General features: G+C 47.7%; 11 protein-coding genes. 8 read left to right on the top strand and 3 right to left on the bottom strand.

Annotation, left to right across the window (positions count from 1 at the left end; translation table 11 throughout):
- Positions 1–21: 21 nt before the first annotated feature.
- Entirely contained in the window at positions 22–1158 is a 1137-nt protein-coding gene (locus SIN01_RS07765) for an LCP family protein (protein WP_010025264.1), read from the bottom strand.
- 214 nt (positions 1159–1372) lie between these two features.
- A complete protein-coding gene (locus tag SIN01_RS07760) occupies positions 1373–2041 on the bottom strand; it encodes a YigZ family protein (protein ID WP_010025265.1) in 669 nt (222 codons plus the stop codon).
- A gap of 466 nt (positions 2042–2507) precedes the next feature.
- On the opposite strand from SIN01_RS07760, the gene SIN01_RS07755 reads away from it, so the two are divergent.
- The 4 genes from SIN01_RS07755 to SIN01_RS07740 all read left to right on the top strand — a co-directional run bounded on the left by SIN01_RS07755 (position 2508) and on the right by SIN01_RS07740 (position 6941).
- A complete protein-coding gene (locus tag SIN01_RS07755; RefSeq protein ID WP_010025266.1) occupies positions 2508–3680 on the top strand; it encodes a sensor histidine kinase in 1173 nt (390 codons plus the stop codon).
- A 120-nt stretch (positions 3681–3800) separates the two neighbouring features.
- A complete protein-coding gene (locus SIN01_RS07750; protein ID WP_010025267.1) occupies positions 3801–4505 on the top strand; it encodes a response regulator in 705 nt (234 codons plus the stop codon).
- Between the two features lie 235 nt (positions 4506–4740).
- Positions 4741–6180, top strand: a complete 1440-nt coding sequence (locus tag SIN01_RS07745) for an ATP-dependent helicase ComFA (RefSeq protein ID WP_010025268.1) — start codon at positions 4741–4743, stop codon at positions 6178–6180.
- Complete coding sequence (locus SIN01_RS07740; RefSeq protein ID WP_010025270.1) at positions 6180–6941, top strand: ComFC family protein; 762 nt, start codon at positions 6180–6182, stop codon at positions 6939–6941. Before SIN01_RS07745 ends, SIN01_RS07740 begins: the two co-directional genes overlap by 1 nt.
- Before the next feature lie 47 nt (positions 6942–6988).
- On the opposite strand, the gene SIN01_RS07735 is transcribed toward SIN01_RS07740, so the two are convergent.
- On the bottom strand, positions 6989–7753 hold the full coding sequence (locus SIN01_RS07735) for a C39 family peptidase (RefSeq protein ID WP_010025272.1): 765 nt from the start codon (positions 7751–7753) through the stop codon (positions 6989–6991).
- A gap of 199 nt (positions 7754–7952) precedes the next feature.
- Here SIN01_RS07735 and SIN01_RS07730 point away from each other — a divergent pair, with 199 nt between their 5' ends.
- The 4 genes from SIN01_RS07730 (at position 7953) to flgK (ending at position 10729) form a co-directional block, all read left to right on the top strand.
- Complete coding sequence (locus SIN01_RS07730) at positions 7953–8366, top strand: TIGR03826 family flagellar region protein (RefSeq protein ID WP_010025273.1); 414 nt, start codon at positions 7953–7955, stop codon at positions 8364–8366.
- Between the two features lie 75 nt (positions 8367–8441).
- Positions 8442–8708: a flagellar biosynthesis anti-sigma factor FlgM gene (gene flgM, locus SIN01_RS07725; RefSeq protein WP_010025274.1), complete on the top strand. Its 267-nt coding sequence runs from the start codon at positions 8442–8444 to the stop codon at positions 8706–8708.
- A 26-nt stretch (positions 8709–8734) separates the two neighbouring features.
- Entirely contained in the window at positions 8735–9226 is a 492-nt protein-coding gene (locus SIN01_RS07720; protein ID WP_010025275.1) for a flagellar protein FlgN, read from the top strand.
- Between the two features lie 21 nt (positions 9227–9247).
- Positions 9248–10729: a flagellar hook-associated protein FlgK gene (gene flgK, locus SIN01_RS07715; protein ID WP_010025276.1), complete on the top strand. Its 1482-nt coding sequence runs from the start codon at positions 9248–9250 to the stop codon at positions 10727–10729.
- The last annotated feature ends 1 nt before the right edge of the window (position 10730 follow it).

Below are 10730 nucleotides of genomic sequence, written 5' to 3'. Positions count from 1 at the left end.
CTCGATTATATGTTCAATCGCTTAATTATTCGGTGATTCAGTGGAATCTGTTGCAAGACCTTCGTTTGATGAACCCGTGCCGGCAGCATGATTATTGGTTGTGTCGGTATTCGTACTGCTCTCAGTAGGGTCGCTTGTTGCTGTCGTCTGATAATTGAGCTGCGCGCGAAGTTCGTTGCGCAGTGTCGCTAAATAGTTCTCGTCAAGCGCAAAATAATAGGTTCCGGTGCTGCTGTCATCGAATCCCTTGAGCTGTTCCATCTTGATCGATGAAAGGGAACCTGCGTAGTGCCGCAAATTCAGCAATTGGCCGAAGGTTAGGTTTGTTTCAAAATTATGATCAAGCGAATCGATCATCTTGCTGTATTTTGTTGCCGAAGAGAGCTGCCCACTTTTTTTGACAATGGCTTCAATCATTTGCATTTGTCGTTTTCCGCGGCCAAAATCGCCGCCAGCGCCCGGTGATTTACGGTTACGGACCAAGGCGAGGGCTTGCTCCCCATTAAGCTCCTGTTTACCCGGTTCAAGTACAATTGCATCTTTACCTTTTTTATCCTCACTGTTCTGGGTGACCAGCTTGACCGGAACATCCATTTCAACACCGCCGAGTGCGTTGATGATTTTTATGAACGCATTGAAGTCTACCTGCACATAATAGTCAACCGGCACCTTGAATAGGTTCTCGACTGTGGCGATGGTGTAATCCGCACCTTCATTGTTGTTGGCGTCGCCATAGGCATGCGCATGTGTAATTTTTGAGATGCCGTAGCTGCTCGGACCATCCGGAGTCATGATTTGAACTTTTGAGTCGCGCGGAATGCTGACCATATGCACCTTGCTCGTTTCGTGATTAAATGTCGCAAGAACAAGGGCATCGGAACGACTGGGTTCATTTTTTCGTTTATCGATCCCAATAAATAGAATTGAAAAGTCATCCTTAACCGGATCAACTTTCTCAGCGCGGAGATTCGACTTCGCACCGCGTGCCAGCGGGTTCTGGGCATTATCCGTCACATTTTGTAATTTCTTGATTATATGATAGCCGTAAGCAGCGCCGCTTCCTGCTAATACAAGGAGAACGGTTAATACAATAATCAGGATCTTTCGTCGTTTGCCGTGCTTTTTCTTCTTTTGACTGTCTGTTCTGCTCAATGTCATGGTTCGCGTATTCTCCTTCATGTACTAGGTTTCACAGATATGAGCAACGTAAAAAATACGTTCGGTTCGCAAATCAGCGCAATTTACAATAGCTCTATTTTACCGAAGCCGGCTGTTTCCAGCAATTAAAAATTTGAACTTTTTCGGCAAATTTCGCAGAAGCTGAGCAGAGCATTCAGGAGCAAATACATTGACCATGTTTTTTGCGAGCGACTTATAAGGAATCATCAGGCTGCTTCCCAGGATTTGGGACCGGCTCTTGTAAATAGAGTGTGCTCGTTTTCTTTATTACCGCTTTGGCACTTGTCAGATTAGTCATCCAGTCAACGAATGCCTCTGAGTCCGACTGGTTCGAATAAAGGATAAAGGTGACCTTGTCGCTGTATCGGACATCTTTCAAAGGATAGATGGATCCGTGCAGTTTGTTTTCGAGCGTACCGCTGAGATGATAGTCGACGGTTACCGACCATTCATCAGCAGGCACTTGGCGGATGACTTCTGCAGCGTTCAGTCCATGACTTGCCGCGTGCGCATAGGCACGTATCAAACCGCCGGCGCCGAGCTTGATTCCGCCGAAATAACGGGTCACGAGAACAAGAACATTGCAAACGCCGCGTTTTTTTAACACCTCAAGCATCGGAACACCAGCTGTACCGCTCGGTTCTCCGTCATCACTTGCTTTTTGAATTTCTTGCTTCTTTCCTATGATATAGGCAAAGCAATTATGATTGGCTTTCCAGTGTTGTTTGCGCACACGTTGAATATGTGCCTCTGCTTCTTCTTCCGTCTTTACCGCGAATACAGCACTTATGAATCGAGAACGTTTGATTTCCATTTCAGCTTGTGCGTCTTTTCGAACGGTAATGTATGCGTCCAAAGTCATAAATGGGCTCCTTTCTTTCGGCATACTAGCCGGGCTGCACAACTTTTCAGCATATATCTTGAAAAGTTCATCGTCAGTGCCGAAAATAAAAGTGGGCTCGCCGTATGAAAAGAGAGGGAGGTAAGCAAACGCTCCCTACTCCTTAATTCGACAAATGTTGACAGTATTGCGACCGTACCTTGAAAATTATTTCGTTTGCGCCGTTTTCTCTCACTCTATTTCCATGGTAACATTTGCACTTGTCAACCGATTCAATTTAAGAAACAATGGGTATAGGTACTCGTAAATGGGACAGACAAGCTCGGATCCGCATAATTCCATACTTTTTTGCGCTGCAGCGTTCTTGCTGCACCAAGATTTGGTTGATGCATAATGACAAAATAGTACGATTTACCTATACATAGATAGGCACTTTGTGGCTAGCGGTTCGGCGCCTGTTCCGATACATTTATTATGGAGGCAAATTATGTCAACCAGCAAACCAATAAACGATGCACTTGATGCAGCACATTTGGATCATATTATTCATAGTATGATCGAAAATGTCAGCGACAGCAAATCTCAAATCTTTGAGATTAGTGAAGAGTCCCGCAAAGAGCATGATGCGCTGGTTAAAGAACTCCACCTTGTAAAAAAAGAGTTAAAAGGGATTATTGAACGAAGCGACGCACTTGAAGTTGAATCACGAAAGTCGAGAAACCATTTAGCAGAGATCAGCAGTGCTTTTAATCAGTTCGGAGAAGCAGACATCCGCAGCGCCTATGAAACGGCAAATGCCATTCAGAACCAATTGACGATCGTTCGAGAAATGGAACGACAGATGAAGCACAGGCGCAATGAAATCGAACGCCGGCTGATTCAATTGTCGACCACCATCGAGAAGGCCGATGCCTTGATTGGAAGAGTTACGGTTGTGCTGAATTACTTAACGAGTGATTTGAAGCAAGTAGGTGAAGTGGTCGCCAGTGCGCGGGAGCAGCGGGCGTTTGGACTTCAAATGATTGAAGCGCTCGAAGAAGAGAGAAAAAGACTGGCACGTGAGATTCACGATGGACCTGCACAAACGCTGGCACAAGTGCTGCTTGGGCTCGATGTGGTTGACCGCGTCGGAAAAAAAGAAGGAATGGCAGCATCACAGGCAGAACTACAAAAATATCGGGTAATGGTACAAGGGGCGCTGGGCGAAGTACGCAGAATTATTTATGATCTGCGACCGATGAGTCTCGATGATTTAGGACTTGTACCAACACTGCAAAAGTACATGCGTCGCGTGAGCGGAGATTTTCCATCGATTGAGATTCATTTTGAGACGCTTGGAAAGGAAAAGAGGCTTCAGTCGAAAATCGAAGCTGCGCTATTCCGATTGATACAAGAATCGGTTCAAAATGCCTGCGCCCATGCAAAACCGACACAAATTAATATAAGGATCGAATACAGATCAGATAAGGTTCTTATTTTGGTTACCGACGATGGTATTGGCTTTGATCAGTCCGAATCCAAAGAAGGTAGTTATGGACTCATCGGAATGAGGGAACGTGCTGAACTATTGAATGGAGAGCTCATCATTCAGTCAAAAGCTGGAAAAGGGACCAAGGTACTGATTTATATACCATTACAGAGGGCAGACAAGCTCGATTAACAAGATCAACGAATGGCACAGTCCCGTAGTTCATTCGGGATCGGTAAAAAAGAGAGGTGAAAAACTGCTGCAGCCAGGGATAAGCGGTAAAATGCCGTTTGTTTTGCAACAGAATGAAACATGACGAATGTGCGACCAAAGGTAACAACAATTGCATTAATTGATGATCACCGCCTTTTTCGTGAAGGCGTTAAGCGAATCCTTGATATGGAAAACGATTTTGAAGTCGTTGCCGAGGGCGATGACGGCGTTACGGCGGAACAATTGATTGAGAAAACAGAGCCTGATGTGGTTTTGATGGATATTAACATGCCGAAACTGAACGGTGTCGAAGCAACGCGGCAGCTGATTCGCAATCATCCCGATTTAAAGGTAATCATTCTATCGATTCATGATGATGAAAGCTATGTCACGCATGTGCTTAAGTCCGGAGCACTCGGTTATCTGCTTAAAGAAATGGATGCGGATTCAATGATTGAAGCCGTGCGCATTGTGGCACAGGGCGGCGCTTATATTCACCCGAAAGTCACGCATAATCTTGTGAATGAATTCAGACGTTTGGCAACGCGCGGCTATTCCTCCGAACCTTCAGGATTCAGGGATTTGGAGTACCGCCCACCGTTGCATATTCTTACCCATCGTGAATGTGAAGTCCTGCAATTGATGGCCGATGGAAAAAGTAACCGAGCAATCGGCGAGCATCTTTACATCAGTGAAAAGACGGTTAAGAACCATGTCAGCAATGTCCTTCAGAAGATGGGGGTTGAAGACCGAACACAAGCCGTAGTCGAAGCAATCAAAAACGGCTGGGTAAAAATCTATTGATCGAGAATCGAGAGAGTGTCTCAAATGCGAGACACTCTCTTTTTCAGTTTAAACATTTTTGAATAGCCGCAATAAAACTTCAGAAGAAAATAAAAAAATGATAAAGGATTTTGTCCTGTTTTGTCGAACATGTAGTGTATACACCAGAATGAAATTCCTCATTTTTATCAACGTATTGCCGCCTGTCTCTCAGTCTTGCGACACCCTCATTTATTCTCCGAAAGAAGGTTTTCCTATGCTCTTACTCTCTCGTCATCTTGACCAAGCACCAAACTACCGCGCCGATGTGCAGCATTTTCTGTTTGGCCGTGAATTTCGTGCCGAGGATCTCCCATTTTCTGAAAAACTCATTCGTGCCCATGTGAAAAATGGATTTATTTCGCTCCGTCCGGGAATTATGCCATTGAACGAAAACATTTTTGATTTGCTGGGTATCCGTAAAAAATGGCTGTGCGCCCGCTGCGGCAATCGCGACCAAGAAGCGTTTGCCTTTTGCAGTTGCGCCCGCTGCGGGAAAAAATGCGTCTATTGCCGCCATTGTCTGAATATGGGGATTGTCCGCTCGTGCACGCAGCTGGTGACTTGGCAAGGCCCTGAACCGGGATTTGACAGAGCCTTTCTCGATGGGCGGCCACTCTGCAAATGGGATGGCGTATTATCCAATGAACAGCAGGCTGCAGCGACCGCAATGAAGCGTACGCTCGCTGCCCGTGAATCATTTCTCATGTGGGCAGTGACCGGTTCAGGAAAAACGGAAATCATGTACCCGGCAATCGAAGGGCAGCTTCGGCAAGGGCATCATGTCGCGCTGGCGACGCCGCGCACGGATGTTGTGCGCGAACTTTTGCCGCGACTTCGTGCCGCCTTTCCCGATGTTCCGATCAGCGGGCTCTATGGCGGCAGTGAGGAAGAGAATTTGCGTGCGCCGCTTGTCATTTCAACAGCGCATCAGCTGATCCGCTATGCAGGCCGCTTCGACTGTGTGTTTATTGATGAAGTGGATGCTTTTCCTTTTCACTTTGATCCGATGCTGGAGTATGCCGTGCACAAAGCGGCAAAACCGGGAACGCCTTTTGCTTACCTATCGGCAACGCCTCCTTCGGAATTGAAAAACCGCTTCCTGTCCGGCAGTCTCAAGGGCGTAAAGCTGGCACGACGCTATCACGGGCATCCGCTCCCCATTCCTCGTTTTCGCTGGATCGGCTCATGGCAGAAACTGGTGCAGCGCGGCAAACTGCCCAGCGTGCTGCATGAATGGCTGAAGAATAAGATGGAGGCGCAGCAGCAAGTCTTTGTTTTCGTTCCCTCGGTGAGTACTGCTGCAGCTTTGACCGAACTGCTGCAGCGAAACGGGTTCAGTCGCAGCGCCGGTGTGCATTCAGAGGATCCGTTGCGGCATCAAAAAGTCGCTGATTTTCGCAGCGGAAAACTGCGTCTATTAGTCACAACAACGATTCTGGAACGCGGCGTCACCATCGCAAATGTGCAGGTAGGAGTGGTTGGTGCAGATGATCCGATTTTTGACGAAGCGGCGCTTGTGCAAATTTCCGGTCGCGTGGGCCGTTCTGCAGCATATCCAAACGGTGACGTGGTCTTTTTTCACAATGGAAAGACGCTGTCCATGGTGCGCGCTGTTCGGCATATGGTTCAAATGAATCAGGAAGGCGACCGCTGATGGAACGCTGCCTTTTTTGCGGTGAAATGCGCGGTGATCCGCTTTCGTTTCACAATTTATTTTCCCCTGAATATGCACCGGGATTTTGTCTTTCCTGCCGGGAGCAGCTGGTTCCGATCGATCCGCGGCATTGCTGCCGTTTATGCGGACGCGACCTGTCACGCCTCGACCGGAATCGGGTTACCGAAGGCACATGCAGCGACTGCGTGAAGTGGGCGAATAGCGGACGAAACGGTCTGTATGTCAACAATCATGCACTTTATCATTACAATCCGTTTCTGAAAGAGATGATCAATCAATTTAAATTTCGCGGTGATGTCCGTTTGGCCGATGGATTTGCGGCTGAGTTGACGCGTGCGTATCGGAGGATCGTGCACAACTGCGTGCGGGAGCAGTCGGGCATTTTAAAAAGAAAGCCATCCTTTCTGTTAGTACCGGTGCCACTGAGTTCGGAGCGCCTTTTGGAACGAGGGTTTAATCAAGCGGACGTTCTTGCTCGGCAGATCGGTGCACCGATTGTTCAGGCGCTCGTGCGCGTCAGAGACGAGGCAAAACAGAGCAAGAAAAACAGGGCGGAGCGCATGCGTTTGCGTGCGACACCCTTTCAATTAAATGAGAAGGCCGCAGTTAGCCTTTCGGGTCATAAAATTCTGCTAATCGATGACATCTACACGACCGGAGCCACCATGCGGCTTGCTGCAGAAGCACTTGCACCGGCAAGGCCTGATTCCATTCGCTCCCTGACCTTAATCCATGGATAAAAAAATGGGTTGACCGATCGAACACGGCAACCCAATTCAATGGAGGATTATGCTAAATGTTGGATGCTGATCGCTTGTCTGCCCATTTGTTCCCAAGATTTAATGAACGCCTTGCGATCGGCAGCGGTATTCTTTTTTCCAAGCGGATCGTTGAAGACGATATGGTTTTGGTCATAACCGGTCACCAACACCGCATGTTCCTGATAGGTAATTTTAACTGTACCCGCGTCGGTGCGCCAATACTGAAACGCGTGCTCGGACAATGGACGGAAATGTGCATTGGTAATCACAACAACCGGTTTTCCTTTCTGAAGTTGTGCAAGTACTGCGTCGTCGAAGGATTTTCCGCTTAAATCAACGACTGCCTCGGGAAGATAATCGCGCCCGAGTCGAGCTAAGGGCTCGTGGTAAACGCCGTACCCATGTTCATGAAGATGCTCCATACTTCCGACGAAGCCTTCGTGAGGGTTGCCAAATCGCTGGTTTTGCCGGTACGGTACGTGATGAATGTTCCGTGCAAGTTCCATTTTATCTACAGATACCCCCGCCTGCTGCAGCAGCATCGCGAGTGAAGTCACTTCACAACCACGCGGCAGCTCCGGATTTTGGCGAATATGCGGTGCATGAATAAGAACGGATTTTTCCCGGGCAACGTGGTTTTCGTGTAGAGGCGTTTTATACGCGGCATTTGTCACCGCGCATTCTGTTTTCTTTGTCTCGTGCGCCGGTAAATGAAGCGTGACAAACAGGACGGCGCATGCGACACTAAGAATAAAGAACAAGCGCAGTCCATGAATTCGAAACGCCTGCATCAAGCCATCTCCTTTGCATAAAAAAATGCTTTAGAACAGAAAGGTTGAGGCGCTTGCGGGTACGCGTTTATTATCCATCATAAGCGGCCGTACTATGCGGAATTGTTTGTTTGCGGGAGCGCCGGCCAAATGGCTAAAGGATGACGCATTTGTGCCGATAATAAAATGAAGGGGTAAAGATCAATTAGGAGGAATTACAGTGGCTGAACTGGAAAATTGTAAAGAATGCGGAAAACTGTTCGTCCGCGTTTCTTCTCCTTATTGTCCGGCATGTCTCAAAAAACAGGAAGCGCAGTTTGAACAGGTTTATCGCTATATTCGCCAGCAGGAGCACCGAATGGCAACGGTTTCTCAAGTTCACGAAGCAACGGATGTATCCGTGAATTTGATTTATCAATGGATTCGCGAGGGCAGATTAAAACCATCGATCTTTCAAAATCTTGGCTACCCATGCCGCTCGTGCGGGAAAATGATTCAAAGCGGTGTACTTTGCGAGGACTGCCTCAAAAAACTGGAACATGACATTGATCAGGATGAAGACGAACGTAATGCGGCACTTAAGGCGAATCGAGCCAAGACCTACCATACACGCGGGGAGTCGCGGCACAACTAAAGAAGTTTACGTCTTAACCGATATAGAATGGGGAAACAATACAAGTAAAAATGATGCTCGGATGAGGTGAATCCGTTGAAAATCAATCGCTACCAGCCGATACAAAAGTACACGAATAATTATCAGGCGGCAAAACGCGGCGAAACGCCAAGTACCACGCGTAATACCAGTGATAAAGTTGAAATATCGACAACCGCAAAACGATTACAGGGTGCAGATAAACTGGAGCGCGCCAGACAAGAAAAAGTAGAGCGCTTAAAACAGCAAATCGAAAACGGCGCGTATCAAGTCTCGTCAAAAAGTATTGCTGAGAAAATGTACGGATTCTGGAACACTAAATAAGATGCGGCAATAAGGAGTGAACCGACATGTCTGTGAATCAAATGAAGCAAGTTCTTGAAGCGATGATTCAATGTCACGATGCACTTTACAAAATGGCCGAGCAAAAAAGAGACGCCATTAAAGCTGGAAACGCCGAAGCAGTCGGCAACATCACCGAAAAGGAAACCCCACTTGTCGAAACGCTAAGTCGTCTTGAAGCGCAGCGGGAAAAGGTTATGGGCGAGGATCTTGGACCTGAATCGGAACAGGCATCTTTTTCCGAGTGGGCGGCAGCCATCCTTCCCGAGGAGAAGCGCGACGAATGGGAGAAGCTGTACTTGGAACTGGCAAGCCGGGTCTATGCGCTCAAACAAGCCAATACCTTGAATCAAACGCTCTTGCGTGATTCCCTTTTGTGGGTGAATCTAAATCTCGGCTTATTGAAGCCGCAAACACATACATTGAACAATTATCACAATCCAAGAGTCGGACAAGCACCGGCGTCTGTGTTCAGTGGACGGATTGATTCTCGAACATAATCAAAGCGGAGGTGTGCGTCGGTGATTCCGATTTTCTCGAGCTTAAACATGATGCAGCGCGCATTGCAAGTGACACAATCAGCAATTCAAACAACAGGACATAATATTTCAAATGCGAATACAGACGGTTTCTCGCGTCAAAGGGTTAACCTGACCACTTGGCTTCCTTATCCGGGTACCGGGATTAATGCCGCTAGAGGTGCGGGGCAGATTGGTACAGGGGTAAATGATGAAGCGGTTGTCCGTATCCGAGATCAGTTTGTTGATCTTCAAGTGCGCGATAACAGCAACCAAAACGGCTACTGGAGCGCATTGGGCGATGCCTACAGCCAGATGGAAGACATTATGAATGAGCCGACGGACTCAGGCCTATCCACGAGTCTGGATGGATTCTGGCAATCACTGCAGGATTTGGCCAGCAACTCGGGAACAAGCGGCACAGGTACAGTCGTGTTGCAAAAGGGAGCGGCCGTTGCAGATACATTGAACTATTTGGCGGTTTCCCTAGGCAAGGTGCAAGATAATCTGAATCAGCAGATTACCGAAAATGTCGGTCTGGTCAATAATTACAGTGAACAAATCAATTCACTCAATCAGCAGATTAACAAGCAGGAGGCCAACGGTTTTCTCGCCAACGATCTCTATGATGAGCGCGATTTGCTGACCGACAAACTCGCCCAATTAGTTAACATAAAAGTATCAAAAGTTAAAAGTGACGGCAATCCGTCTCCGCTTGCCGAAGGAAGATCTACAATTGAACTAACCGATGCAAGCGGCAAGTCACTCGGAACTTTGGTCAATGGCGGAACGCTGACCCACGCGACGCTTAACGCTTCAATTGAAAATGCTGATTCGTCGCAGCCTAAAGTGGCGGTCACGCTTGACGGCGAAGGAGTTGACGGCTTCTTTGGAAAACTGCAAGGGCTGACGGACGCGTACACTAAAGATTATCCAAGTGTATTGCAGAGCCTGGACAACATGGCAAGCAAACTGGCTGGTGCATTCAATGCTGTTTATGAACAGACGGCCGGTTATGACTCAGAAAAAGGTACCTTCTTCCTCGGCACAAACGATGGAACGGAAGCGGAAGCGTTCACAGCGAAAACAATTCACGTGAATGAAAACCTCTCCGGCACCGACATTACGGCGGCTAATAAAAATCAGCCGAGCGGCGACAACAGCGGCGCACAAGCGCTGGCCGATGTGATTGCAACCAATACATATACCATTGATTCAGGCGGCCAAACCGTCACATTGAAGAATTATTTACAGAGCCTAGTCGGACAAATCGGCGTCAATGCGCAATCGGCAAACCAATTCACGAGCAATACGCAGACGATGCTGGACGCGGCGCAAAATCGCCGTTCATCGATCAGCGGCGTGTCGCTGGATGAAGAACTGACCAACATGATTCAGTTCCAACATTCCTATGGTGCGGCTGCAAAGGTAGTCACGACTTTGGATACCTTACTCGATACATTAATCAATAGGATGGGAGGCTGAT

The sequence above is a fragment of the Sporolactobacillus inulinus genome (assembly GCF_006539285.1).
GTDB classification, from domain to species: domain Bacteria; phylum Bacillota; class Bacilli; order Bacillales; family Sporolactobacillaceae; genus Sporolactobacillus; species Sporolactobacillus inulinus.
The sequence above is the reverse complement of the archived record's forward strand: the minus strand, read 5'-3'. Positions and strand labels throughout refer to the sequence as shown.